General features: G+C 69.5%; 23 protein-coding genes. 6 read left to right on the top strand and 17 right to left on the bottom strand.

Going from position 1 to position 25,071, the window contains the following annotated elements; translation table 11 throughout:
• Positions 1–77: 77 nt before the first annotated feature.
• The gene (locus tag NHL60_RS04010; RefSeq protein WP_253449323.1) at positions 78–638 is read right to left on the bottom strand and encodes a SprT-like domain-containing protein; all 561 of its coding nucleotides are present in this window, start codon (positions 636–638) and stop codon (positions 78–80) included.
• A gap of 60 nt (positions 639–698) precedes the next feature.
• Here NHL60_RS04010 and NHL60_RS04005 point away from each other — a divergent pair, with 60 nt between their 5' ends.
• Positions 699–1,337, top strand: coding sequence for a YecA family protein (locus tag NHL60_RS04005; RefSeq protein WP_253449321.1), 639 nt, complete (start codon positions 699–701; stop codon positions 1,335–1,337).
• A gap of 96 nt (positions 1,338–1,433) precedes the next feature.
• On the opposite strand, the gene NHL60_RS04000 is transcribed toward NHL60_RS04005, so the two are convergent.
• Complete coding sequence (locus tag NHL60_RS04000) at positions 1,434–2,555, bottom strand: phosphatidylserine/phosphatidylglycerophosphate/cardiolipin synthase family protein (protein WP_253449319.1); 1,122 nt, start codon at positions 2,553–2,555, stop codon at positions 1,434–1,436.
• Positions 2,556–2,668: 113 nt separating this feature from the next.
• On the opposite strand from NHL60_RS04000, the gene plsB reads away from it, so the two are divergent.
• A complete protein-coding gene (gene plsB, locus NHL60_RS03995) occupies positions 2,669–5,107 on the top strand; it encodes a glycerol-3-phosphate 1-O-acyltransferase PlsB (RefSeq protein WP_253449316.1) in 2,439 nt (812 codons plus the stop codon).
• On the opposite strand, the gene NHL60_RS03990 is transcribed toward plsB, so the two are convergent.
• The 6 genes from NHL60_RS03990 to ampD form a co-directional block, all read right to left on the bottom strand.
• On the bottom strand, positions 5,108–5,866 hold the full coding sequence (locus NHL60_RS03990; protein ID WP_253449313.1) for a class I SAM-dependent methyltransferase: 759 nt from the start codon (positions 5,864–5,866) through the stop codon (positions 5,108–5,110). It lies immediately after the preceding gene.
• Positions 5,863–6,567: a tRNA (adenosine(37)-N6)-threonylcarbamoyltransferase complex dimerization subunit type 1 TsaB gene (tsaB, locus tag NHL60_RS03985; RefSeq protein WP_253449310.1), complete on the bottom strand. Its 705-nt coding sequence runs from the start codon at positions 6,565–6,567 to the stop codon at positions 5,863–5,865. Before tsaB ends, NHL60_RS03990 begins: the two co-directional genes overlap by 4 nt.
• A 257-nt stretch (positions 6,568–6,824) precedes the next feature.
• On the bottom strand, positions 6,825–7,481 hold the full coding sequence (adk, locus tag NHL60_RS03980) for an adenylate kinase (protein WP_253449307.1): 657 nt from the start codon (positions 7,479–7,481) through the stop codon (positions 6,825–6,827).
• Positions 7,482–7,727: 246 nt separating this feature from the next.
• Positions 7,728–9,761 (bottom strand): pyruvate dehydrogenase complex dihydrolipoyllysine-residue acetyltransferase, encoded by a 2,034-nt coding sequence (aceF, locus tag NHL60_RS03975; RefSeq protein ID WP_253449304.1) that lies wholly within the window; start codon positions 9,759–9,761, stop codon positions 7,728–7,730.
• Between the two features lie 60 nt (positions 9,762–9,821).
• On the bottom strand, positions 9,822–12,494 hold the full coding sequence (gene aceE / locus NHL60_RS03970; RefSeq protein ID WP_253449301.1) for a pyruvate dehydrogenase (acetyl-transferring), homodimeric type: 2,673 nt from the start codon (positions 12,492–12,494) through the stop codon (positions 9,822–9,824).
• Between the two features lie 374 nt (positions 12,495–12,868).
• On the bottom strand, positions 12,869–13,423 hold the full coding sequence (ampD, locus tag NHL60_RS03965) for a 1,6-anhydro-N-acetylmuramyl-L-alanine amidase AmpD (RefSeq protein ID WP_253449298.1): 555 nt from the start codon (positions 13,421–13,423) through the stop codon (positions 12,869–12,871).
• Positions 13,424–13,538: 115 nt separating this feature from the next.
• Here ampD and nadC point away from each other — a divergent pair, with 115 nt between their 5' ends.
• A complete protein-coding gene (gene nadC, locus NHL60_RS03960) occupies positions 13,539–14,390 on the top strand; it encodes a carboxylating nicotinate-nucleotide diphosphorylase (RefSeq protein ID WP_253451992.1) in 852 nt (283 codons plus the stop codon).
• A gap of 18 nt (positions 14,391–14,408) precedes the next feature.
• On the opposite strand, the gene NHL60_RS03955 is transcribed toward nadC, so the two are convergent.
• Positions 14,409–14,948 carry a GNAT family N-acetyltransferase gene (locus NHL60_RS03955; protein WP_253449295.1) on the bottom strand — a complete coding sequence of 180 codons (540 nt, stop codon included), beginning with the start codon at positions 14,946–14,948 and terminating at the stop codon, positions 14,409–14,411.
• Between the two features lie 101 nt (positions 14,949–15,049).
• Between NHL60_RS03955 and tsaA the strand changes: the two genes are divergently transcribed.
• On the top strand, positions 15,050–15,772 hold the full coding sequence (gene tsaA, locus NHL60_RS03950) for a tRNA (N6-threonylcarbamoyladenosine(37)-N6)-methyltransferase TrmO (RefSeq protein ID WP_253449292.1): 723 nt from the start codon (positions 15,050–15,052) through the stop codon (positions 15,770–15,772).
• Between the two features lie 73 nt (positions 15,773–15,845).
• On the opposite strand, the gene purC is transcribed toward tsaA, so the two are convergent.
• From purC to dapA, 4 genes are all read right to left on the bottom strand, one after another.
• On the bottom strand, positions 15,846–16,559 hold the full coding sequence (gene purC, locus NHL60_RS03945; RefSeq protein WP_253449289.1) for a phosphoribosylaminoimidazolesuccinocarboxamide synthase: 714 nt from the start codon (positions 16,557–16,559) through the stop codon (positions 15,846–15,848).
• A 41-nt stretch (positions 16,560–16,600) separates the two neighbouring features.
• On the bottom strand, positions 16,601–17,389 hold the full coding sequence (locus tag NHL60_RS03940; protein ID WP_253449286.1) for an MBL fold metallo-hydrolase: 789 nt from the start codon (positions 17,387–17,389) through the stop codon (positions 16,601–16,603).
• Positions 17,389–18,354 carry a lipoprotein, NlpB gene (locus tag NHL60_RS03935; protein WP_253449283.1) on the bottom strand — a complete coding sequence of 322 codons (966 nt, stop codon included), beginning with the start codon at positions 18,352–18,354 and terminating at the stop codon, positions 17,389–17,391. The genes NHL60_RS03940 and NHL60_RS03935 overlap by 1 nt, the downstream gene beginning before the upstream one ends.
• Before the next feature lie 61 nt (positions 18,355–18,415).
• Entirely contained in the window at positions 18,416–19,300 is an 885-nt protein-coding gene (gene dapA, locus NHL60_RS03930; RefSeq protein ID WP_253449280.1) for a 4-hydroxy-tetrahydrodipicolinate synthase, read from the bottom strand.
• A 196-nt stretch (positions 19,301–19,496) separates the two neighbouring features.
• Here dapA and NHL60_RS03925 point away from each other — a divergent pair, with 196 nt between their 5' ends.
• Positions 19,497–19,985, top strand: a complete 489-nt coding sequence (locus NHL60_RS03925; protein WP_253449277.1) for a peroxiredoxin — start codon at positions 19,497–19,499, stop codon at positions 19,983–19,985.
• 48 nt (positions 19,986–20,033) lie between these two features.
• On the opposite strand, the gene NHL60_RS03920 is transcribed toward NHL60_RS03925, so the two are convergent.
• Both NHL60_RS03920 and NHL60_RS03915 read right to left on the bottom strand, forming a co-directional pair.
• Positions 20,034–21,134, bottom strand: coding sequence for an AI-2E family transporter (locus NHL60_RS03920; RefSeq protein WP_253449274.1), 1,101 nt, complete (start codon positions 21,132–21,134; stop codon positions 20,034–20,036).
• Positions 21,131–21,379: a sulfurtransferase TusA family protein gene (locus tag NHL60_RS03915; protein ID WP_253449271.1), complete on the bottom strand. Its 249-nt coding sequence runs from the start codon at positions 21,377–21,379 to the stop codon at positions 21,131–21,133. The genes NHL60_RS03920 and NHL60_RS03915 overlap by 4 nt, the downstream gene beginning before the upstream one ends.
• Positions 21,380–21,520: 141 nt before the next feature.
• On the opposite strand from NHL60_RS03915, the gene NHL60_RS03910 reads away from it, so the two are divergent.
• Positions 21,521–22,984 carry a M48 family metalloprotease gene (locus NHL60_RS03910; protein WP_253449268.1) on the top strand — a complete coding sequence of 488 codons (1,464 nt, stop codon included), beginning with the start codon at positions 21,521–21,523 and terminating at the stop codon, positions 22,982–22,984.
• A gap of 33 nt (positions 22,985–23,017) precedes the next feature.
• Here NHL60_RS03910 and nadA read toward each other — a convergent pair whose 3' ends face one another.
• Together nadA and NHL60_RS03900 are read right to left on the bottom strand one after the other, a co-directional pair.
• Positions 23,018–24,046 carry a quinolinate synthase NadA gene (nadA, locus tag NHL60_RS03905; protein ID WP_253449265.1) on the bottom strand — a complete coding sequence of 343 codons (1,029 nt, stop codon included), beginning with the start codon at positions 24,044–24,046 and terminating at the stop codon, positions 23,018–23,020.
• A gap of 451 nt (positions 24,047–24,497) precedes the next feature.
• Positions 24,498–25,061, bottom strand: coding sequence for a terminase small subunit (locus tag NHL60_RS03900; RefSeq protein WP_253449262.1), 564 nt, complete (start codon positions 25,059–25,061; stop codon positions 24,498–24,500).
• Between the last annotated feature and the right edge of the window lie 10 nt (positions 25,062–25,071).

Here is a 25,071-nt window from a genome sequence, read left to right as displayed (position 1 = left end):
GGACTCAGCATACCGCCGCCCGCCCCCACTTCCCCTTAGACATTGGTATGAACAATTTTCCTATTAAAGACAATAGGTTAAGTGACACTTTCAAACGCAGCCACGCCAAGATAGACCAAGGTCTGAGCACAATGACGGCAACGGTAGCGCTGCCCCTGCCGCACCAGGGAGTGGCGCCGGGCGCTGAAGGCGTGCTCACGACAGTCGCAGGCGTAGCGATAGGGGGCCGGGCTGGCCCGGGCGGTATCGAAGCGATGAGTGGTGCGCGGCGCCAGGCCGAAGAGGTCCCGCATCACCGTCTGCCACTCATGGCCGTGGGGGCGCGCCAGGTGGCCATCCACGAGGTGGTGGACCAGCCAGTGGGCCATCTCGTGGGGCACCAACTCGACCAGGAAATCGAGGCGGTTCTCGGCGTAGAGCACCGGATTGAAGCGCAGGCCGCCGCGGCCGAAGTGCGCCTGACCGGCGCACTTGCCGCGCAGGTCGCACCACACCGCCGGATGCGGCAGGCCCGGGTGCACCTCGCGGCAGAGCCGCCAGGCCGCCGCCACTCGCTCGTGCAGGGCGGCGCGCAGGGCCTCGTCGTCCAGGGCGGCGAGGCGTTCGGGGTCGGGATGGGGCAGCGCGGGGCGAGTCATGGGGTGCTAGAATGCCCCCTCACCCGGCAGGCGACAAGCGCCGAAACTGCGAGAGTGACCATGTCCGATACCCCCCAGCCCGAACCCCTCCTCGACGATGAGCAGCTCGAGCGGCTCGATGACTTCCTGGCCTCCGAGCGCGTCGGCGAGGATGCCCTGGACCTGATCGGCAGCCACGGCTTCCTGGTGGCCCTGGCCGTCGCCCCCAGCGAGGCGGAGCCGTCGGCCTGGATCGCCGAGCTCTTCCAGGGCGAGCCGGCGTTTGGCGATGCCGCCGAACGAGAGGAGATTCTCGGGCTGCTCGAGCGGCTGCGGTGCAACGCCATCGCCGCCCTGGAGCAGGGCCTGCTGCCGGAGCTGCCCTTCGAGCTCACCCTGGACGGCCTGCCCGCGGAGGAGACCCCCATCGGCGACTGGTGCGCCGGCTTCATGGAGGGCGTCTTCCTCGACGAGCCCGCCTGGTTCGAGGAGGACGAGGAGGCCTCGGCGACCCTGCTGCTGCCCTTCATGGCGCTCTCGGGGCTCTTCGACGACGAGCCCGACATGGCCGAGTTCATCGGCGACGGCACACGCCTGGAAGGCCTGGTGCGCCAGCTGCCCGAACTGGTGCTGGATCTCTATCTGCACTATCGGGTGCCACCGGAGACCCCCAAGCCCAGCCCGCGGCGCAAGAAGCCGGCCGGACGCCGTGAGGCGTGAGGCGTGAGGCGCGAGGCAGATGTTGCCGCCAGACCTCGCAACAAGGTTTTTCTTACAGCTTAAGGCTTATGGCTTACAGCTCCCGGCGAAGCCGGGTCAACGCAGGCGCGTCAGCATGCCGTCCAGGCTGCCGAACAACCACTCCTTGAGGCGCTGCCAGCGCGGCCGCCGCGCCCAGGCCGCCGGCTCGATCTCCTGGCTGGCGGCGAAGTGGCGCTCGAACAGCTCGGCCACCTCGCCGGCGAAGCGCCGGTTCTCCACCTCCTGGTTGGCCTCCAGGTTCCAGTGCAGGCTCCAGTGATCGAAGTTGCAGGAGCCCAGGCTCACCCAGTCGTCCACCAGGGAGAACTTGGCGTGGATGAAGGTGGGCTGGAACTCGAAGATACGCACGCCGGCCTTGAGCAGTCGCCCGTAGAAGCGCTGGCCCGCATAGCGCACCCCGGGATGGTCGTGAGCCTCGCCGGGCAGCAGCAGGCGCACATCCAGCCCGCGCCGGGCGGCTCGGGCCAGGCGCAGGCGCAGGCCGAAGGTAGGCACGAAATAGGGGGTGCAGACCCAGATGCGCTGCCGGGCGCCTGAGACGCGGCCGTACAGGGAGAGGCGGATCGCCTGGTAGCGATAGCCCTGTCCCCACACCACGCGTCCGCTCATCCCCCGGTAGCCCTCCGCCTCACGGGTCGCGGTCTCCAGGCCGCGCACCAGCCCGGGCGCGCCGCTGCCGCGGGTTAGGGGGGAGTCCCAGAGCCGGCAGAAGAGCCGCACCCAGTCGGCCACCACCGGCCCCTCGATGCGCATCGCCACTTCGTACCAGGCGTCGAGGAACTCGTCCACCGCCCCGAAGCCGCCGGTGAAGGCGACGCGACCGTCCACCACCACCAGCTTGCGATGGTCCCGGGTCAGGTTTCGCGCCAGGGAGTGGAAGCCCAGCGGGTTGAAGAAGCGCAGCGCCACGCCCCCCGCCTCCAGGCGCGCGCGGTCCTCGCCGGAGAGGCCCATGGCGCCGTAGCCGTCGAGGAGCAGCAGCACCGTCACACCGCGGGAAGCGGCCCGCTCCAGCGCCGTGATCAGCGCCGAGGCCAGCCGCCCCGACTCCATCAGGTAGAGCTCGATCAGGACCGAGGACTCGGCGGCGTCCAGGGCCTGGAACATGGCCGGCAGGAAGCGACTCGCCTCGGGCAGCAGCTCGAAGTGGTTACCGTCTCTCCAGATGCCGTGCATGGCCGACTCCCTGTCCCGGTCCGCGGGCCTGACCCGAGGCTTTCCCGGAGACTATACTGGCCTTTCCCTCTCCTTTCCTGCATCGGGGCAAACGGATGGCCTGGCGGCATGTAATGACCTCCCCCCTGCGCGCGCTGATGAGCCGGCTGCTCGGCCGCTGGACCGCGCCGCGCCTGATCGAGCCCGCCCCGGACGCCCTGGGGCTGGAGCCGAGCCTCCCAGTGCTCTACGTGCTGCCGGGCCAGGCCATGAGCGACGCCTGGCTTCTGGACGCGCTGGCGCGCCGCCACGGCCTCCCCCGGGCGGGCGGGCATCGCCGGGTGGGCGAACTGAGCCTGGACGCCTGCCTCGCCCTCCCCTCGCCGCGTCGCGGGCCCTGGCGGCGGCGCGCCCGCCCCACGGCCCCCTTCCAGGCGCTGATCGAGCAGCGCCTGGCCAACCCGAGCCAGGAGGTGCAGCTGGTGCCGGTGAGCGTCTTCTGGGGGCGCGCCCCGGGGAAGCGCTTCGGCTTCTGGCACCTGGTGGCCGCCGACAGCTGGCAGCTGACCGGACGGCTGCGCCGCGCCCTCTCGGTGCTGGTCAACCGCGGCAGCGTGGAGGTGCACTTCGGGACCCCGCTGCGCCTCGGCGAGCTGCTCGACGAGCCGGCGCCCGAGGCCGCCCTGGTCAACCGCAAGGCGGCGCGGCTGCTGCGGGTCCACTTCCGACGGGTACGCACCCGGGTGCTGGGGCCCGACCTCTCCCACCGTCGCACCCTGATCGAGGGCGTGGCCAGGAGCCCCGAGGTGCGCGAAGTGGTCGAGGCGCTAGCCGCCGAGGGGCGTCCTTCGGCACCGCGCCTGCAGCGACGCGCCCTGCGCTACGGCCGCGAGATCGCCTCCAACATGACCTATCCGGTGCTGCGCTTCATGGATGGCCTGCTGCGCCGGCTCTGGAACCGCCTCTACGACGGGGTCGACGTGCGCGGCCTGGAGCGGGTCAAGGCGCTGGCCGGCGACCATACCCTGGTCTATGTGCCCTGTCACCGCAGCCATATCGACTACCTGCTGCTCTCCTACGTGCTCTACCACGACGGCCTGATGCCGCCCCATATCGCCGCCGGGCGCAACCTCGATATGCCGCTGATCGGCCCGCTGCTGCGCCGCGGCGGCGCCTTCTTCCTGCGGCGCAGCTTTCGCGACAACCGCCTCTACGCCGCGGTGTTCAACGAGTACCTCCACCGCCTGATCGCCCGCGGCCACCCCCTGGAGTACTTTATCGAGGGGGGCCGTTCGCGCAGCGGGCGCATGCTGCCGGCCCGCCCCGGCATGCTGGCCATGACCCTGCGCTCCTACCTGCGCAGCATGGCCGGGGGCCACCATCAGCCGCTGGCCTTCATTCCGGTGCATATCGGCTATGAGCGGATCATCGAGAATGCCAGCTACCAGCGCGAGCTGCGCGGCGGCAAAAAGCGCAAGGAGAGCCCCCTGGCCCTGCTGCGGGTGCTGGGCCAGCTGCGCCAGCCCTTCGGCCGGGTCTCGGTCAGCGTCGGCGAGCCGCTGCTGCTGGGCGACTTCCTGGATGGCGAGCTGGGGCCGAAGTGGCGCCAGGAGCGCGAGACGCGCCCTGCCTGGCTGACCGGCCTGGTGCCCCGGCTGGGCGAGACCCTCTGCCGGCGCATCAACGCCGCGGCGGCGCTCAATCCGGTGAACCTGGTGGCCCTGGCCCTGCTGGCCACCCCCCACCACGCCATCGAGCTGCGGCTGCTGGAGCGCCAGCTCGACCTGCTCGCCGAGCTCCAGCGCCGGCTGCCCGGCGCCGCCCACGCCAGCCTGCCGGCGGGCACAGCCGCCGACTGGATCGAGCAGGCCCTGGCGCTGGGCATGGTACAGCGGCGCGAGCAGCCCCTGGGCGATATCATCCTGGCCGACGCCGGCCAGGCCGCCCTGCTCGGCTGGTACCGCAACAATGTCCTGCACCTCTTTGCGCTCACCGGGCTCGTCGCCTTCGCCTTCCGCCACCAGCCGGCCCACGGCCTGGATGAGCTGGAGGCGCTGCTCGCCCCGGGCTGGCCGATTCTCGCCCGGGAGCTGGTGGTGGAGCCGCCCGCCTCCCTGCGCGAGGCGCTCTCGGCGATGCTGGCGGTGCTCGGCGAGCTGGGACTGCTGGCCCGCGGCGAGAGCGGCTGGCAGCGCCCCCGGGAGCCACTGGAGGCCGGCGAGTGCCTGGACCTGCTGGGTCAGCTGATGCAGCCGTCGCTTGAGCGCGGCTACCTGCTGCTCGCCGTGCTGCTGAATGCCGGGCCCGGCCGCCTCACCGCCGAGGCCCTGGCCGACCAGGGGCACCAGCTGGCCGAGCGGCTGGCGCTGCTCTCGGGGCGGGACGCGCCGGAGTTCTTCGATACCCGGCTCTTCGTGAGCCTGGTGGAGAGCCTCGAAGAGGAGGGCTGGCTATGGCGGGAGGAAGCGCAGCTGATGTTCGACGACCGCCTCTGCGAGGCGGCCCACCACTCCCGCCGGCTGTTCGACCCGGCGCTGCGCCACCGCCTGCAGCTGGTCACCCGTCAGGCCTGATCAGCTCTGCTTCAGGGAGCGGTGCACATAGAGGTCGTAGCGGCTGGTCTTGCCCTCGATCACGTGACGCGGGGCCGGCCCCGCGATGGGCGGCGCCTTGCGGGGGCGCTTGACCACCACCCGATGGGTGGCCAGGTCCAGGGCCGCCTCCAGCAGGCGCGGGGCGTCGGCGTCATCGCCGGCCAGAGTGCGGAAGAGCCGCATCTCCTTCTTGACCAGCGCCGACTTGTCGCGATGGGGAAACATCGGATCCAGATGAATCACCTGGGGCGGGAAGCCGGCGGCCGCCACCAGGGCCGCCAGCTCGCAGGCCGCATCGCCGTGTGCCAGGGCCATGCGCGCGGCCACCTCGGCGGTCTCGGCATCAGCCCGGGCCCGGGCCAGGCCATCCTCGAGGAGCGCGAAGATCGCCGCGACTCGCTCCACCAGCAGCACCGGCGCCCCCAGACTCGCCAGCACGAAGGCGTCGCGCCCGAGCCCCGCCGTGGCGTCCACCACCGAAGGCGTCACTCCCTGGGCGAGGCCGCAGGCCCGGGCGATGAGCTGCCCCCGGCCGCCGCCGAAGCGGCGCCGGTGGGCCGCCTTCCCGGAGGCGAACTCCACTGCCAGGGGGTGGCCATAGCGCTTTGCGTCGCCGGCCAGCACCAGGCGGCCGTCGCGCTGTTCGAGATGGAGCTCGGCCTCGACCTCGAAGGGCAGCCCCAGGCGCGCCGCCAGAGGTACCAGGCGCTCCCCGCGCACCGCCACCGGCTCGCTCATCGCGCCTTCTTCCAGGCCACCTCGTTGCGCAAGTAGACCGGCTGGACGAGGTGGGCCGGCTCACCGCCCCCCGCCTCCAGCTCGCCCATGGCCAGCAGGGCCATGTCGGCCGCCTCGGCCTCCACCTCCGGCAGACGCTGGCTCATCCCCGCCTGCACCTCGGCGGGCATCTGCTCCCAGAGCCCCCAGCCCGAACCGACGCCGACCCAGTCGTGGTCGTCATGGCCGGCGGGCAGGCGCAAGCGCTCGGGCGGCATCACCGCCTCCTCGAGGAGCGGCTCCGGCAGACCGTCGCGGCACTGCCAGGCCGCCACGTAGATCTCGCCCATGCGGGCGTCCAGGGCGGTGACCAGCCAGCGGAAGTGGTGGCGACGGTGGGCGCCCAGGGCCAGGGCCGCCAGGGTGGAGACCCCGACCAGCGGGCGGTCGAGGCCGTAGGCGAGCCCCTGGGCGGCACCGGCGGCGATGCGCAGGCCGGTAAAGGAGCCGGGGCCGCGGCCGTAGGCCACGGCGTCCAGCTCCGCGGGCGCCACGCCGGCTTCGGCCAGCACCTCGTCGACCATGGGCAGCAGGCGGCGGGTATGGGCGCGGGGCGTCATCTCGAAGCGGGAGAGCAGCTCATCCTCGGCGCCCGCCCGGCGGCGCAGCAGGGCGGCGGAGCAGGCGCTCGAGGAGGCATCCAGGGCCAGCAGGATCGACATGGCAGCACCATCACAGGGGAGAAAAGTGGCGGCCATTATACGCGCCGGGGCCCCAAACGACGATGGCCCGCCGAGGCGGGCCATCACAAGGCGCTAGACGTCACTTGGGCTGGCAGATGCGGGGCTGATCCGAGTAAAGGCCCCGGGGTGCCGGACCAGATCGGGGGCGCTGTGAACCCCTCCCTGGGCGCTACCGACGCCATCCCTGGCGTAGGACCCCCTCCAGACCTTTCCCCGGCGCCCCGCAGCTACCGGCGTCAGCCCTCGAGGGCCTTGAGCACCTGCGCCTTGATATCGTCGACGCTGCCCACGCCCTCCACGCGGTGGTAGGCCGGCGCGGCGACGGCGTCCTGCTCCGCCCAGGCCTGGTAGTAGTCGACCAGCGGTGCGGTCTGCTCGTGGTAGACCGCCAGGCGGTTGCGCACGGTGGATTCGCGGTCGTCGTCGCGCTGGATCAGCGCCTCGCCGGTGACGTCATCCTTGCCCTCTTCTTTGGGCGGATTGTACTCGACGTGGTAGACGCGGCCGGAGCCCGGGTGCACGCGGCGGCCGGCCAGGCGCTTGACGATCTCCTCGTCCTCCACGGCGATCTCCAGCACGTGGTCGAGCTTCACGCCCGCTTCCTTCATGGCATCGGCCTGGGGGATGGTGCGCGGGAAGCCGTCGAAGAGGAAGCCGTTCTCGCAGTCGGGCTGGGCGATGCGCTCCTTCACCAGGGCGATGATGATGTCATCGGACACCAGGCCGCCGCTGGTCATGATCTCCTTGACCTTGACCCCCAGCTCGCTGCCTTCCTTGACGGCGGCACGCAGCATGTCGCCGGTGGAGATCTGCGGAATATTGAAACGCTCGCAGATGAACTGGGCCTGGGTGCCCTTGCCGGCACCCGGGGCGCCCAACAGGATCAAACGCATGTTCGTGTCCTTATATACAAGTGGTTGTCAGCAATGAGAAAACTTGGAGGGGAACGATAACCGTCGCCCGTGGGCAGCACAAGCACACCCCCTGGTCGAGGGCCTTCTTTCGAGCAAAAACACCTTGTATTTCAACAGGCTTTCCCCGAATAGCACTTTGGTCTTGCCGCCCCGATCGGCAGGAAATGACGACGGCGCCCTGGGGCGCCGTCGCATGCGGAGAAAACCGCGAACCGAGCCCGCCGCCTACAGCAGCAGACGACGGATATCGGAGAGCAGCTGACCGAGCAGGGCGGTGAAGCGCGCCGCGTCGGCGCCGTTGACCGCCCGGTGGTCGTAGGAGAGCGACAGCGGCATCATCAGCCGCGGCTGGAAGGTCGCACCGTCCCACACCGGCTTCATCGAGGCCTTGGAGACGCCGAGGATGGCCACCTCCGGGGCGTTGACGATGGGCGTGAAGGCGGTGCCGCCGATGGAGCCCAGGCTCGAGATGGTGAAGCAGCCCCCGGTCATCTCCTCGCGCTTGAGCTTCTTGGTCTGCGCCTTCTTGGCCAGCTCCACGGACTCCTTGGCCAGGTCGATCAGCGACTTCTTATCCGCATCGCGGATCACCGGCACCATCAGGCCGTCCGGGGTGTCCACGGCGATGCCGATATGCACGTACTTCTTGTGCACCAGCGTCTCGCCGTCGCTCTTCAGGCTGACGTTGAACTGCGGGTACTGGCGCAGGGCGAAGGCGCACGCCTTGATCAGGAAGGGCAGCGGCGTGAGCTTGGCGCCCTGGGCCTCCGCCTCGGCCTTCATGGACTTGCGGAAGGCCTCCAGCTCGGTGATGTCCGCCTCGTCGAACTGGGTGACGTGGGGCAGGTTGACCCAGCTGCGGTGCAGGTTGGTGGCGCCCATCTTCATCAGGCGCCCCATGGGCTTCTCTTCCACCTCGCCGAACTGGCTGAAGTCCTGATCCGGAATCGGCGGAATGCCGGAGCCCGCCTGGGCGGCCGGCGCCGCGGCCTGGGCCTTGCCCTGGCTGGCCATCACCTGCTTGACGTAGGCGTGGACGTCCTCCTTGAGCACCCGCTCCTTCGGCCCACTGGGCCTGACCAGGCCGAGGTCGACGCCCAGCTCGCGGGCCAGCATGCGCACCGCCGGACCGGCGTGGACCAGCTTGCCGTCACGGGGCTTGTGGGCGGCCATCTGGGCCTCGGGGCTCGGCGTGCCCGCCGGGGCCGGCGCGGGCTTCTCGGCCCTGGGCGCCTCGGCCCTGGGCGCCTCGGCCCTGGGCGCCTCGGCCCTGGGCGCCTCGGCCTTCTGCTCGGGGGCCTTCGCCGCGGGCTTCGGAGCCGCTCCGGCGACCTCCATATAGCCGATCAGGTCGCCCTCGGAGACGCTGTCGCCCTCCTTGACGGTGAGCTCGAGCAGCTTGCCCTTGAAGGGGCTGGGCACGTCCATGGAGGCCTTGTCGGACTCCAGGGTGATCAGCGGATCCTCCTCGTCGACCTCGTCGCCCACGGCCACGGCGATCTCGATGATCGGCACGTCGGAAGAACCGGAGAGGTCCGGCACCCGGATCTCGCGACGCTCCGGCTCGCCGGAGGCGCTCTCTTCCTCGGCTTCGGGCGCGGACTCGGCGGCACCGGACTCGGGCTCGGCGCTGGCTGGCTCGGCCGGCGCCTCGTCACCGTCGTCGCCGGCGATCTCCATGGTGCCGATCACATCGCCCTCGGAGACGCTGTCGCCCTCCTTGACGGTCAGGGAGAGCAGCTTGCCGGCGTGGGGGCTGGGCACGTCCATGGAGGCCTTGTCGGACTCCAGGGTGATCAGGGTCGACTCCTCCTCGACCTCGTCACCCTCGGCCACCGCCACCTCGATGATCTCCACGCTCTCGGCGCCACCCAGGTCGGGCACCTTGATCTCCACGCTGCGCTTGCCGCCACCGGAGGCCTTGGCCGCGGGCTTCTCGGCGGCGGGATCGGGCGCCTTCTCGGGGGCCGGCTCGGCCTTCTCCTCGGCCTGGTCGGCCGACGGCTCGGCGTCGCCGCCACCCTCGACCGCAAGCTCGACGATGTCGTCGCCCTCGGAGACGGTGTCGCCCTCCTTCACCAGCACCTTGACCACGCGGCCGCCCTTGGGCGCGGGCACGTCCATGCTGGCCTTGTCGGACTCCAGGGTGATCAGGGTATCTTCGGCGGCGATGACGTCGCCCTCGGACACCGCGATCTCGATGATTTCGACATCCTCGCTGCCGCCGATGTCGGGAACTTTGATGATTTCGCTACTCAAGGTCGCGCTCCTTCAAACTCGTGCCTGATGGGCGGGCCCGGGGGCCCGCCGCTGGGCGGATCAGTCGGTCAGCGGGTTGGGCTTGGACGGGTCGATGCCGTACTTCTTCAGGGCCTCGCCGACCACCTTGCGATCCAGCTCGCCGCGCTCGGCCAGCGCCTTGAGTGCGGCCACGGTCACGAAATGCCGGTTCACCTCGAAGAAGTAGCGCAGCTTCTCCCGGGTGTCGGAGCGGCCGTAGCCGTCGGTGCCGAGCACGTGGTAGTCGGTGGGCACCCAGGCACGCACCTGGTCGGCAAAGAGGCGCATGTAGTCGGTAGAAGCAATCGCCGGCCCCTCGCGCCCTTCCAGGCAGCGGGTGATGTGGGGCTTGCCCGGCTCCGCCTCGGGGTCGAGGAAGGCCTCGCGGTCCAGGGCCAGGGCCTCGCGGCGCAGCTCGTTGAAGCTGGTCACGCTCCAGATGTCGGCCCCCACGCCCCAGTCGTCGCGCAGCAGCTCGGCGGCCGCCTCGACCTCGCGCAGGATGGTGCCGGAGCCCAGCAGCTGGACACGGCCCTTCTTGCCCTCGGTCTCCCGCAACAGGTACATGCCCTTGATGATCTCCTCGGCGGGCACGCTCTCGAGCTCGGGGTGCTCGTAGTTCTCGTTCATGACCGTCAGGTAGTAGAAGCAGTTCTCGCGGTCGGCGAACATGCGTTTCAGGCCGTCCTGGACGATCACCGCCACCTCATGGGCATAGGTGGGATCGTAGGTGCGGCAGTTGGGGATCATCGCCGCCTGCAGGTGGCTGTGGCCATCCTGGTGCTGCAGGCCCTCGCCGTTGAGGGTGGTGCGCCCGGCGGTGCCGCCGACCAGGAAGCCGCGGGCCTGCAGGTCGCCGGCCGCCCAGGCCAGGTCGCCGATGCGCTGGAAGCCGAACATCGAGTAGTAGATGTAGAAGGGCAGCAGCGGCAGATTGTGGTTGCTGTAGGAGGTGGCGGCCGCGATCCAGGCGGACATGGCGCCGGCCTCGGTGATGCCCTCCTCGAGGATCTGGCCCTTCTTGTCCTCGCGGTAGAACATGATCTGGCCCTTGTCCTGGGGCTCGTACTTCTGGCCTTCGGAGGTGTAGATGCCGAGCTGGCGGAACATCCCCTCCATGCCGAAGGTACGCGCCTCGTCGGGCACGATTGGCACCACCTGCTTGCCGATCTCCTTGTCCTTCACCAGGCCGTTGAGGATACGCACGAAGGCCATGGTGGTGGAGACCTCGCGGCCCTTGGAGCCGCCGAGCTGGGAGGCGAAGGTCTTGTCCTCCAGGGCGGGAATCGTCAGCGACTGGAAGTCGCTGCGCCGCTGGGGCAGGTAGCCGCCCAGGCGCTCCCGCTGCAGGTGCATGTACCTGAGCTCGGGGGAGTCATCCTCCGGCTTGTAGTAGGGCACCTCCTTGAGCTGCTCGTCGGTGAGCGGGATGCCGAAGCGGTCGCGGAATTTCTTCAGCGCCTCGAGCTCCATGCTCTTGACCTGGTGCGCCTCGTTGGCCGCCTCGCCGTCGCCGCTGCCCATGCCGTAGCCCTTGACGGTGTGCGCCAGGATCACGGTGGGGCGGCCATTGGCGTTCTGGGTGGCCTGGTGGTAGGCCGCATAGACCTTGAAGGGATCGTGGCCGCCGCGGTTCAGGCGCCAGATATCCTCGTCGGACATGTCCTTGACCATCTCGGCGGTCTCGGGGTACTTGCCGAAGAAGTGCTTGCGGGTATAGCCGCCGTCGTTGGCCTTGTAGTTCTGGTACTCGCCATCCACGGACTCGTCCATGATTTTCTGCAGGACGCCCTTCTTGTCCTTCTCGAAGAGCGGATCCCAGAGGCGACCCCAGACCACCTTGAGGACGTTCCAGCCGGCGCCGCGGAAGACGCCCTCGAGCTCGTCCATGATCCGCGAGTTGCCGCGCACCGGACCGTCGAGGCGCTGCAGGTTGCAGTTGACCACGAAGATCAGGTTGTCGAGCTTCTCGCGGCTGGCCAGATGGATGGCGCCGAGGGACTCGGGCTCGTCGCACTCGCCGTCGCCCATGAAGCACCACACCTTGCGGTCCTGCATGTCCTTCATCTCGCGGGAGTGCAGGTACTTCATCACGTGGGCCTGGTAGATGGCCTGGATGGGGCCGAGACCCATGGAGACGGTGGGGAACTGCCAGAAATCCGGCATCAGCCAGGGGTGCGGATAGGACGACAGGCCGTCGCCGTCCACCTCCTGGCGATACTTGTCCATCTGCTCCTCGGTGAGACGGCCCTCCAGGTAGGCGCGGGCGTAGATGCCCGGGGCCACGTGCCCCTGGATATAGACCAGGTCGCCTTCGAAGTCGCCGTTGGGGGCGCGGAAGAAGTGGTTGAAGCCGACGTCATAGAGGGTCGCCGCCGACATGAAGCTGGCGATATGACCGCCCAGCCCCGGATTGGCGCGGTTGTTGCGGATGACCTGGGCGATGGCGTTGTAGCGGATCAGGGAGCGGATCTTGCGCTCCATGAAGAGATCCCCCGGCATCGGCGCCTCGCGGTGCACCGGAATGGTGTTGCGGTGCGGGGTGGTCGCCGAGAAGGGCGCCTGGGTCCCGTCGCGGCGCAGGCGATCCGCCAGGCGGGTCAGCAGGAACCGGGCGCGCTCCTCGCCCTCGCGATCCAGGACCGACTCGAGGGATTCCAGCCACTCTGTGGTCTCGATCGGATCGTGATCTTCTCTTGCATCCAGACTCATATGACGTCTCTCCGAATGACGATGGGGTGTCGTGTGCCCCGCAGTGCAGGGAGCATGGAGCCTTCTCTTGTGGAGAGGCATACACGCCGCATGTCGGGGGTTGTGTAGTAGTTTTACAAGACGACGCGATCAATCTGCCGTTGATTCACAGGAAGATACCGTAAAGCGCGCTCCCTGCCAATTCAAGACATATTGGAAATATTTTCCACTACACGAATATTGCAACGCAACACAAGGGATTACGGCAGATACGCCGGCCTGGAGGCATGGAGAAACAGCACCTTGTAGCCAAACTACCGTATGAATGCCGGCGCCCCTGGAAAGCCGTCTCGCCTCACCCTGAACGCCTCCCAATGTGCGTAGCCTTTCATGCGTCACCCCCGCAGCTGCTGACGAAAGAAGGCCCAGTCGAACGCCGGGCCGGGATCGCTCTTGCGCAGGGGCGCCACTCGAGCGTGGCTGGTAATGCGGCTTTCGTCCAGCGCCGGCCAGGCGGCCAGCAGCTCGGCGGTCACCTCGGCCAGGGCGCGGTACTGGGCCAGGGTATAGGGGCTCACCTCGTCGCCCTCGAGCTCGATGCCGATGGAGAAGTCGTTGAGGGCCGTGCGCTCGCGCTCGCCGTCGCACCAGCGGGAGCGGCCGGCGTGCCAGGCGCGGCGCTGGAAGGGCACGAACTGCACGCACTCGCCGTCGCGACGAATCAGCAGATGGGCCGAGACCCGCAGATGGGCGATCTCGGCGAAGAAGGGGTGGGCATCGGGGTCCAGGCAGTTGGTAAAGAGCCGCTCGATATGCTCGCCGCCGAACTGCCCCGGCGGCAGGCTGATGGAGTGCAGCACCAGCAGCGACACCTCGCCTGCCGGGCGCTCGTCGCAGTTGGGCGACGGCTGGCGGCGCGCACCCGCGAGCCACCCCTGTTCGATCGGCATGGGTCCCTCCCCTGACGTGATCCCGATGGATTCCCTATAATGGACGGCCCCGATCATCCCGGCCACCCCGCGCCGGCCCGACCCCGCGAGTGCCCCCATGGACCATCAGGACGCCCTGCCCTACCGCCAGAAGCTCGACGAAGAGATCCGCAGCGCCGCGGCCCGCCTGCTGGCGGAAGATATCGGCGACGGCGACATCACCGCCCGGCTGATTCCCGCCGACGCCCGGGCCCGGGCCCGGGTGATCACCCGAGAGGCCTGCGTGCTGTGCGGCCTGGCCTGGGTCGAGGCCCTCTTCGCCCAGCTCGATCCCGGCGTGACCCTGAGCTGGAGCGCCGCCGACGGCGACCGCCTCGAGGCCGGCCAGGCCTTTCTGGAGCTCGAGGGCTCGGCCCGCAGCCTGCTCACCGGCGAGCGCGCGGCGCTCAACCTGCTGCAGACCCTCTCCGCCACCGCGACCCGCACCCGCCACTGCGTGGACCTGATCGCGGGCACCGGCGTGCGCCTGCTGGATACCCGCAAGACCCTGCCGGGGATGCGCCTGGCCCAGAAGTACGCGGTCACCTGCGGCGGCGGTCACAACCACCGCATCGGCCTGTGGGACGCCTTCCTGATCAAGGAGAATCATATCGCCGCCTGCGGCGGGATCGCGGCAGCGATAGGCGAGGCGCGCCAGATCGCCCCGAAGGCGCCGGTGGAGGTGGAGGTGGAGACCTTCGACGAGCTGGAGCAGGCCCTGGCGGCGGGCGCCGATATCATCATGCTCGACAACTTCAGCCTCGAGGAGATGCGCGAAGCGGTGCGGCGGACCGCCGGGCGGGCGACCCTGGAGGCCTCCGGCAACGTCGACGAGGGCACCCTGCGCGCCATCGCCGAGACCGGCGTCGACTGCATCTCCAGCGGCGCCCTGACCAAGGACGTCAGGGCCGTGGACCTCTCCATGCGCATCGTCGCCCAGGGGAGCTGACCCGGGCGAGCGGCGGGCTCAGGTCTCGACCAGCCCCAGGGGCTTCTCGAGGCGCTTGCGGCAGAGCCGCTCGCCGCCGCGCTCCACCCACTCCACGCCGATCTCGCGCCAGCCCCGCCGGACCAGGTGCTCCGCCAGTACCAGGCTCGCCTCGATATCCACGCGAGCCTGGCCCTGCTCGAGCAGCAGGCGCTCGGCGTGGACCAGCAGGGTCGAGCCGATACCGCGGCGCGCCAGCGACGGCCAGACGTAGAGGGTCTCGATGCGCCCCCGGGAGAGGTCCAGCTCGAGAAAGCCCACGCAGCGCCCGTCGCAGGCGGCCACCAGGGTGGTAAAGAGCGCCTGACGGGCCGCCCAGGCGCTGGCGTCTCGGGGCAGCGCCGCCACCCAGGCCTCGCGCTCGGCGACGCTGTAGTGGGCGCTGGCGCCCTGCATCACCGCATGGTGGAAGACCTCGGCCTGGTCGGCCGCGTCACGGGAAAGGGCCTGGCGATAGCAGATGCGCGGTCCCCGGGGCGGGGGCGCTGCGGCAGAAGAGGCACTGGCGATCTGGCTCATGGCAATCCTGTCGAAACCTGACTGTTGCAGGGAGACTACACAAGCCGGCCCCGAGCGCCAATCCCCTCGCCGCCGGGTCTTGCGGCGGGCATAATCCGGCCATGAGCGAACACCTTCTCCCCGACGCCTTCACGCTGTCGCCGATCGGCATCATCGAGAGCGACTACCCCGACAAGTTCGGCATTCCCCGCCAGCCTGGCCTGGCGCCGGCGGCCCGGGCGCGGCTGGTACTGACCCCGCCCTACGACGACCCCCTGGCGGTGCGCGGCCTGGAGGCCTTCAGCCATCTCTGGCTCACCTTCGTCTTCCACCAGAGCCCCGAGCGCTGGACGCCGCTGGTGCGTCCGCCGCGCCTCGGCGGCAACGCCAGGGTCGGCGTCTTCGCCAGCCGCAGCACCCACAGGCCCAACCGCCTGGGGCTCTCCCTGGTGGAGCTCATCGAGATCGACACCCGCCGCGGGGTGCGCCTGGTGCTCGCCGGCGCCGACCTGGTGAGCGGCACCCCGGTGCTCGATATCAAGCCCTACCTGCCCTGGGCGGAGTCTCGCCCCGAGGCCCGCGCCGGCTTCGCCCCCGAGGCCCCGCCGCAGCTGGCGGTGGTGTTCAACGACGAGGCCGCCGCGGCCCTGGCCAAGCGTCCCGAGGGTGCCAGCCTGCGCGAGCTGATCGTTCAGGTGCTGGCCCAGGACCCCCGCCCCGCCTACCGGAAAGGCGCCGAGAGTCGCACCTATGGCGTGCGCCTGCGCGATGTGGACGTGCGCTTTCGCGCCGAGGCAACCGAGGCCGGCACACGCCTGGCCGTGGTCGATATCGTTCCCGCCTGAACCGCTCCTGTACGAGCGACCCACGCAAGAAGGGCCCCGCAGGGCCCTTCCCGAGACACCAGAGGCAGCGGCCTCAGTCGAAGGTGACGCCGATGCGGCGGCCGACCTCCTCGTAGGCCTCGATGACGCCGCCCAGCCCCTGGCGGAAGCGGTCCTTGTCGAGCTTCTCCCGGGTCTCGGCGTCCCACAGCCGGCAGCCGTCCGGGGAGAACTCGTCGCCCAGCACGATCTCGCCCTTGAAGAGGCCGAACTCCAGCTTGTAGTCCACCAGTAGCAGGCCGCCGTCGGCGAACAGCGCCTTGAGCACCTCGTTGACCCTGAAGGTGAGCGCCTTCATCTCGGCGAGCTGCTCGGGGGTGGCCCAGCCGAAGGTCTCGGCCAGGGACTCGTTGATCATGGGGTCGTGCAGGGCGTCGTTCTTCAGGAACAGCTCGAAGGTGGGCGGAGTCAGGGCCTCCCCCTCGCTGACGCCCAGGCGCTTGACCAGGCCGCCGGCGGCGATATTGCGCACCACGCACTCCACCGGGATCATCTCGAGGCGCTTCACCAGGCTCTCCTCGGCGGAGAGGCGCTTGACGAAGTGTGTGGGCACTCCGGCCGCCGCCAGCTTCTCCATGATGAAGGCGTTGAAGCAGTTGTTGACCATGCCCTTGCGCGCCAGGGACTCCATGCGCTCGCCGTCGAAGGCGCTGGTGTCATCGCGAAAGTGAAGGACCAGCAGGTCCGGGTCGTCGGTGGCGAAGACCGACTTGGCCTTGCCGGCGTAGAGTTCTTGACGCTTTTCCATGAAAGCCTCCGGAGGCTTGGGAGAGATAAGGGTTGATCGGGTCAGGCAATGGCCTGCCACGCCAGGCCCGCCTCCTGGCAGGAGACGTCGAGCCGTGAATCGTCGCCGTCGAGCAGGGGCACCAGGGTCTCCAGGGCCAGCTCGGGGCGGTTGTTGTGCTCCGACAGATGGGCACAGACGATGCGCTGCAGGCGGTCGAGCCCCAGGCGCGGCAGCAGGGCGGCCGCCTGGCCGTTGGCCAGGTGCCCCCAGTCGCCGCCTACCCGGCGCTTGAGCCGCGGCGGATAGGGGCCCTCGGCGAGCATCTGCAGGTCATGGTTGCACTCCAGCACCAGGGCGTCGCAGCCGGCGAAGGCCTCGGCCACGTGCGCGGTGGGGTGCCCCAGGTCGGTGAGGATCCCGAGGCTGCGCTCTCCCCCGCGAACGCGGAACTGCACCGGCTCCCGGGCGTCGTGAGGCACGGTGACCGGGTCGATGGTGAGCCCCTTCACGGCAAAGCGCCGCTGGGGAGTGATCCAGCGGCGATCCGGCAGCTCGCCCAGGCGGCCCGAGGCCCAGGTGCCGGGGGTCAGCCACACCGGGATGCCATGGCGGCGCGCCAGGGGACCCACCCCGCGAATATGGTCGCCGTGCTCGTGGGTCACCAGCAGGCCGTCGAGCTGGCGAGGATGCAGGCCGAGGTCGGCCAGGCGACGCTCCGCCTCGCGCAGGCCGAAGCCGCAGTCCACCAGCAGGCAGGTCTCGCCGTCGCTGACCAGGGTCGCGTTGCCCTTGCTGCCGCTGCCCAGGGAGGCAAACCGCAGCCTCCCCGCCGCCTGCCCTGCCGTCATCAGCGCAGCAGGCCCGCCACCCGCTCGAGCAGCTCGCGCTGATCCTCGGGGCTGAAGCCGCGCTCGCTGGCGTTCTCGGCGCGCAGCACGGTCTGACGGGGACCCTCGGACTCCAGTACCAGGCGGATCTGCTGATGCATCTGGCGCACGTCGGCGCTGAAGACGACCTGCAGCGGATTGCGGTTGCGCTCGGTCACCGTCATGTAGCTGATCAGAAAGGCGCGGCCCGCCGGGTCGCTCTCCAGCAGCTCGCGGCGCTCCTCCACGGTGAAGTCCTGGCGCAGCTGGTGGTCGAGCTCGGCCCAGGTGCGGTCGATGTCCAACGGAATCTCCACCAGCCACTCGTCGCCGCGCTGGGTCAGGCTCAGGCGCGCCTCGCCGGCCAGGCGCTGGGCGGCCAGCGACGAGGCGCTGGCGGTGGCGCTGCGCGCCCCGAAGTGCTGTTCCAGGGCGTCCAGGCAGGCGCCTACCGGACTGCCGTTCTGGTCGCAGCGCACCTCGCTGTCGCCGGCGCGCAACCCCTGGCGCACGCTCAAGCGCGCCTGCTGGGTCTCGATCACTCCACGGGAGGAGTCGCTGGCCATGACGCCAAGGCCGCGGCTGCGGGCGAAATCCTCGAGCTGGGGCCAGACGCTGCCCGGGTCGGCGCCCACCACCAGCCAGGCGTCCTGGCCGATGGCACGACGCTCGACGAAGTCGCGTTCCACCGCGCGACCGGCGCCCAGGGCCTGGGGGCTCGGTGCCCGGAAGCGACCGTCGGGGGCCTGGAAATCACCGGCCGCCTGGGGCACCGGCATGGCATCGCGGTAGCGCTGCGGGTCCCGGGTCTCGGGCAGGGTCAGGGCCGGGGCGGTACGCGCCTCGGCGTAGTCGACGTTGCGGTCGTGGTAGTAGCCGCTGTCGCGGGCACAGCCCGCCAGAGCGAGGGCCGCTACCAGCGGCAGCCATTTCAGCGCAGAGTTCATGCGTCCACCTTGCATCCAGTTCTCCAGGTTCCGCCACGGCAATGGTCCGGCACGGCGAGGATCACTCCTCGATCACGCCGGCCAGCTGCAGGGCCTCGCTGATCGTGGAGTGGTACTTCTCCGAGAGCCAGGTGAGCGGCAAACGGATGCCCGGCTCGATCAGCCCCATGCGATAGAGCGCCCACTTGACCGGAATCGGGTTGGACTCGATCCCCAGGTTGGTGTGCAGCGGCATCAGGCGGGTGTTGAGCTGATGGGCGCGGTCGGTATCGCCGGCCACCGCCGCGGCACAGAGGTCGTGCATGGCCCTGGGGGCCACGTTGGCGGTCACCGAGATATCGCCGTGGCCGCCCATCAGCATGAAGTCGCAGGCGGTACCGTCATCGCCGGAGTAGAGCATGAAGTCGCTGCCCTTGAGCCGTGCAATCAGGTCTTCGGCGCGCTCCAGGTTGCCGGTGGCGTCCTTGAGGCCGATGATGTTGTCCACCTCGGCCAGGCGTAGCACCGTCTCGTTGTAGAGATCCGAGCAGGTCCGGCCGGGCACGTTGTAGAGGATCACCGGCAGCTTGCTGCCCTCGGCCACCGCCTTGAAGTGGCGGTAGAGCCCCTCCTGGGTCGGCTTGTTGTAGTAGGGGCAGACCGACAGGCAGTAGTCGGCCCCCACCTCGCTGGCATAGCGCGCCAGCTCCACCGCCTCGGAGGTGGCGTTGGCGCCGGTACCGGCGATCACCGGAATCCGGCCGTCTACCTCTTCCACCACGGCGCGAATCACGTCGAAGTGCTCGGCAAAGGACATGGTGGTGGGCTCGCCGGTGGTGCCGGCGGCGACGATGCCATCGGTACCGTTGTCGAGGTGGAAGTTCACCAGCCGACGCAGCGCCTCCCAGTCGATGTCGCCATTGGTCTTCATCGGCGTCGCCAGGGCGACGATGCTTCCCGTGATCATCCTCTCTATCCTCTCGATTCAACGGCTGCGCCTCGACCCGGTGGCCACCGGGTCGGCAGGGGGCTGGGCCCACGGCCCGCATCAAGGGTCAAATGGTACTCAGGCGGCGGGAGCCTGTACAGCGAGGCGCGCCACTTTGACAGCGCCGCGGCGCTTGCGTGTAATCGACTCCCCAACCCACCCGCAGGAGATTCCCATGACCCTCAGCATCGGCCAGCCGGTTCCCGACTTCACCGCCACCGCTACCGGCGACACCACCGTGACGCTCTCCGAGCTCAAGGGCCGGCAGGTGGTGGTCTACTTCTACCCCAAGGCCAGCACCCCGGGGTGCACCACCGAAGGGGGCGACTTCCGCGACCGCAAGGCGGCCTTCGATGCCGCCAACACCGTGATCCTGGGTGTCTCCCGGGACGGCATCCGCGCCCAGGAGAACTTCAAGGCCAAGCAGGCCTTCAACTTCGCGCTGATCTCCGACAAGGACGAGACGGTGTGCGGCCTCTTCGACGTCATCAAGCTCAAGAAGATGTACGGCAAGGAGCACCTGGGCATCGAGCGCAGCACCTTCCTGATCGACGCCGAGGGCAGGCTCGCCCGGGAGTGGCGCGGGGTCAAGGTGCCGGGCCACGCCCAGGAGGTGCTGGAGGCGGCACAGGCGCTGCATGACGGCACCCCGAACGACGCCTGAGAGGAGCTGGAGAACGGGGCCCGGCGGGCCCCGTCGGCTCGGCCGACCTCACTTCTCAGCCAGGGCCTCGGCGGCCTCCTCGCGCTTGTGCTGCTGGATGCCTCGCGGCCAGGCGTAGACCAGCGCCTTGAGCAGGGTCGCCAGGGGGATGGCGAAGAAGATCCCCCAGAAGCCCCAGATCCCCCCGAAGAAGAGCACCGCCACGATGATCGACACCGGATGCAGGTTGACCGCCTCGGAGAAGAGAATCGGCACCAGCACGTTGCCGTCAAGTGCCTGGATGATGCCGTAGGCGATCAGCACGTAGGCGAACTCGCTGGTCATGCCGAAGTGGAAGCCCGCCACCGCCGCCACCGGCAGGGTCGCCACCGCCGCGCCGATATAGGGCACCAGCACCGAGAAGCCCACCAGCACCGCCAGCAGCGCCGAGTAGGGCAGGCCGAAGAAGGCGAAGGTCAGGAAGGAGACGGTGCCGACGATAATGATCTCGATAAACTTGCCGCGCACATAGTTGGCGATCTGATCGTCCATCTCGTGCCAGATGCGGGTCATCAGGGTACGCTTCTGGGGCAGCAGCGACAGGGTGAAGCCCACCAGGGTCTCGCGATCCTTGAGCAGGAAGAAGACCAGAATCGGCACCAGCACCAGGTAGATGATCAGCGACAGCACATTGCCAAGCGACGCCAGCGACAGGGTCAGGGCGCGCTGCCCGAACTGGGTCATTTCGCGACCGGCCACGGCGATCCAGTTCTGGATCTGGTCCGGAGTGATCAGGTGGGGATAGCGCTCCTGGAGATCGTCGAGGAGCTGCTGGCCGCTGGCAAACATCCGCGGCGTCTCCTGCACCAGCCCCACCAGCTGGTTCCAGATCAGCGGCATCAGGATAAAGGCCAGCGTCAGCAGCATGCCGATGAAGCCCAGGAACACCAGGGTGACCGCCAGCAGGTGCGGCATATGGCGCCGCTCCAGCCAGCTCACCGCGCCCTGGAGCAGGAAGGCGATGACCAGGGCGGTCAGGAAGGGGGCCAGCATGCGGCCGAAGAGGATGACCGCGGCGAAGCCGAGCACCAGCACCACCAGCAGGATCACCGCCTCCTCATCGGAGAAGTAGTGGTCGATCCAGCTCTTGAAGACGGAGCGCAGGGTCATGGCGCGCTCTCCCCGCCCTTGCGGATCCAGTAGTGGTAGACGTCGCCGCGCTCCTCGCGAGCCGGCATCTCGTGCGGACTCTGGCTGATGAAGGTCTCGAAGTCGTGCCAGGAGCCCGCGTCGGTGGCCATCACCTCGAGCAGCTGGCCCGGTGCCAGCCGCGCCAGCGCCTGCTTGGCCTTGAGCAGCGGCAGCGGACAGGGCAGGCCGCGCACATCCAGCCGGTCGTCGGGTTGCAGAGCCATGTAATCTCCCGGAAGAATAGGGCGTGTGGCCGCCGGCGCGCACTGCGCTGCGGCAAGAAGGTCCTTGGGATTTAAAGGCACTTTCCCGAGCGAATCAATGTCAGAGCGTGGCCACCCCGCCCCGCCACAGGAGAACCGAGCATGCCGCGCCGCCCTTCCCGACTCGCCGTCGGCATCCTGTGCCTGGCGCTGGCGCTGCCCGCCGGCGCCCAGTGGACCCAGCCCCAGTGGGACAGCGCCGCCGGCCTGCCGAGCCTCGCCAGCAGCGACAGCCAGGCCGCCAGCGGCGAGGAGTTCCGCCTGGGGCGCGCCTGGCTGCGGCAGTTCCGGGCCCGGGCGCCCCAGTGGCAGGACCCCATCGCCCAGTACTATGTGGAGTCGCTGATCGCCGGCCTGCTGCCCCACAGCGGCCTGGGCGGCAGCCAGACGCTGGTCACCCTGGTCGACAGCCGTCAGCTCAACGCCTTCGCCGTGCCGGGGGGCATCATCGGGGTGAACGCCGGCCTGTTTGCCTTCGCCGAGGAGGAGGCCGCCCTGGTCTCGGTGCTGGCCCACGAGCTCGGCCACCTCTCCCAGCGCCACTACGCCCGGGGCCAGGCCCGCGCCGAGCAGACCCAGGTGCCGGCCATGGCCGCCATGCTGGCCGGCATGCTGATCGCCGCCGCCGGCGGCGGTGACGCCGGCATCGGCGTGGCCATGGGCTCCCAGGCGGCCTTCATCCAGGATCGGCTGGCCTACTCGCGGCGCTTCGAGCAGGAGGCCGACCGTATCGGCCTCCAGGCCATGGCCCAGGCGGGCTACGACCCCGAGGCCATGGTGCGCATGTTCCGGGCCATGCAGCGCATGGCCAGCCTGCAGGGCGGCAACCCACCGGAGTTCCTACTCACCCACCCGCTGACCGAATCGCGCATCAGCGACGCCGAGGACCGCGCCGGCCAGCTGTCGACGAGCAGCATCCGCCGCGATGCGCTCCAGTACCATCTGGTGCGCGCCCGGGCCCTGCTGACCATCCACGAGCGCGACCCCCAGCAGGCGCTCACCCGCCTCGCCCAGGATGACGTCCCCGAGGCCGCCAGGCGCTACCTGGACGCCCTGGTGGAGGCGCGCCGGGGCAATACCGACGCCGCCCTCTCGGCCCTCGATGCCCTGGCGCGCCAGGAGCCCGACCTGGGGCTGCTGCCCGCCTCCGCCGCCCAGATGGCCTATGACGCCGGCCGCTATGACGACGCCATCGAACGCAGCCGGCGGCTGCTGCGGCTGATGCCGGGCTATCTGCCGGCTACCCTGACGCTGGGCGAGGCGCTGCTGCAGCGCGATCCCGACGAGGCGTGGCGGGTGCTTCGGGAGCTCGCCGAGCGGCGCCCCGAGGACCCTCAGGTCTTCACCCTGCTGGCCCAGGCCGCCGGACGCAGCGGACGCGAGGCCTGGGGGCATCTGGCCCGGGCCGAGCAGCTGCAGCTCAGCGGCCGGGTCAGCGAGGGGATCCGACAGCTGGAGGTGGCCCGACGGGTCGCCGAGCAGGAGGGGGACGCCTCGGCCACCGCTCGCATCGAGCAGCGCCGCGAGGCGTTCATCGGCTATCGGGAGACGCTGGAGAAGTTCTGATCAGAACGCTCCTCGAACCTCGCCCCTCGAACCTTATGCCTGGAAATTGAGCATCCGCTCCAGGGGCTTGAGGGCGGCCTGACGCAGGGCATCATCGACATGGATCTCGCCGCTGCCTTGGCGCAGGGCATCGGCCAGGTTGTCCAGGGCATTCATGGCCATCCAGGGGCAGTGGGCGCAGCTCCTGCAGGTGGCGCCATTGCCGGCGGTGGGGGCCTCGAAGAGGGTCTTCTCGGGGACCGCCTGCTGCATCTTGAAGAAGATGCCGCGGTCGGTGGCCACGATCAGCTTGTCATTGGGCAGCGTCTGGGCGGCCTTGATCAGCTGGGAGGTAGAGCCCGCCACGTCGGCCAGCTCCACCACCGAGGCCGGCGACTCCGGATGCACCAGCACCGCAGCCTCCGGATAGAGCGCCTTGAGCTCCTCGACCCCCTTGGCCTTGAACTCCTCGTGAACGATGCAGGCGCCGTCCCAGAGCAGCATGTCGGCACCGGTCTTCTTCTGGATATAGCCGCCCAGGTGCTTGTCCGGGGCCCAGAGGATCTTCTCGCCGCGGGCCTGGAGGTGCTCGATCACCTCGACGGCGATGGAGGAGGTCACCACCCAGTCGGCGCGGGCCTTCACCGCCGCCGAGGTATTGGCGTAGACCACCACGGTGCGGTCCGGATGCTGGTCGCAGAAGGCGGCGAACTCATCGGCCGGGCAGCCCAGGTCCAGGGAGCAGGTCGCTTCCAGGGTGGGCATCAGCACGCGCTTCTCCGGGGAGAGGATCTTGGCGGTCTCGCCCATGAAGCGCACCCCGGCCACCACCAGGGTCTCGGCCGGATGGCGGGCGCCGAAGCGGGCCATCTCCAGGGAGTCGGCCACACAGCCGCCGCTCTCTTCGGCGAGCTGCTGGATGGCATCGTCGGTGTAGTAGTGGGCCACCAGGACGGCGTTGTTGGCCTCGAGGAGCCGCTTGATCTCTTCGACGCGCGCCTCGTCCTCGGCGGGAATCCGGGTGGGGCAGTAGGTACGGGCCAGGTGACTGCGCACCTCGGCACGGGAAGTCATGATCGTCATCGTGTCTACCACTGTGACTGGCAGGGGCTCCCCCTGCATGATCGGGTGCATCGCGGCTCGCGCGCTCCGCGCGGACGATGCGCCTGGTGCCCGAGGCGTCTCTCGCCTCCGTCGGCAGGCTACCATTCTAGACCAGAATGCCGGTGCCTTGACCAGCGCCGGCCGAGAAATCGGTCGCACGGACCCTTGGACACTCACCCTGCCGGCTCGTTCTGGCACCGGCCGACTCATGGCCATAAAGCAGAACGCCCCGACCTCTGGGAGGCCGGGGCGCGGAATCTGGTGGGTCGTGTATCCACCAGAATAGACCGCTCCCGCCCTATCGTTCATGGCCTGCTGCCTGGACACCCCTCATATGTGCCCCCAGACATGCCACCAGACAACGAAGGTCAACGGCGCGCGGGTGCAGGAATTCTATCAGCGCCGGCCAGCCGCCTGCACGTTCTTACGGCTACCCCTCCTTTCCGCTCTCCAGTGCCAGAAACTCCTCGACGTGCTGGTGGACATTCTCTCCCAGGCCGGCGGCGACGTTGCGCGCCTTGGCAATCTCCCGGGCCAGGCTGTCGAGGTGCCGCGGCTCGAGGTCCGGATGCCGGCGGCGCATCGTCATCGGTAGGGTGTCGAGGATCGTTGCCACCTCGGCCGCCAGGCGGGACAAGGAGAAGATGGCGAAAGTCGTCGGCACCAGCTTGCCGCGGTCGCGCTCGTTCTTGATCTCCTGGGCCTCCCGGCGGGCCCGGGTCAGCCGGTATTCCTCCTGGGCGCGGCGGTACTCCAGCAGCGGGTCGATCACCTCGCCATCGGCGCCGGCCGGTTGCTGTTGTTGATGCTTCGCCTCGAGCTCTGCGAGCTTGGTCTGCAGCACGCTGCCGCAGTCGAAGAACTTCTCCCGGCCGATGCGCGCCACCGGCTCAACCGCCCAACGGTCGAAGGCCTGGACGGATATGCCCAGGCTGGCGGCCATCTGCTTTCGGTTGAGCCAGTGCGGCTCCGGCGTCGGCTTGCTGCGCGTCATATAAACCTCA

Origin of the sequence: Halomonas sp. Y3, from assembly GCF_024137965.1 — a bacterium.
GTDB lineage: Bacteria > Pseudomonadota > Gammaproteobacteria > Pseudomonadales > Halomonadaceae > Halomonas > Halomonas mongoliensis.
The sequence above is the reverse complement of the archived record's forward strand: the minus strand, read 5'-3'. Positions and strand labels throughout refer to the sequence as shown.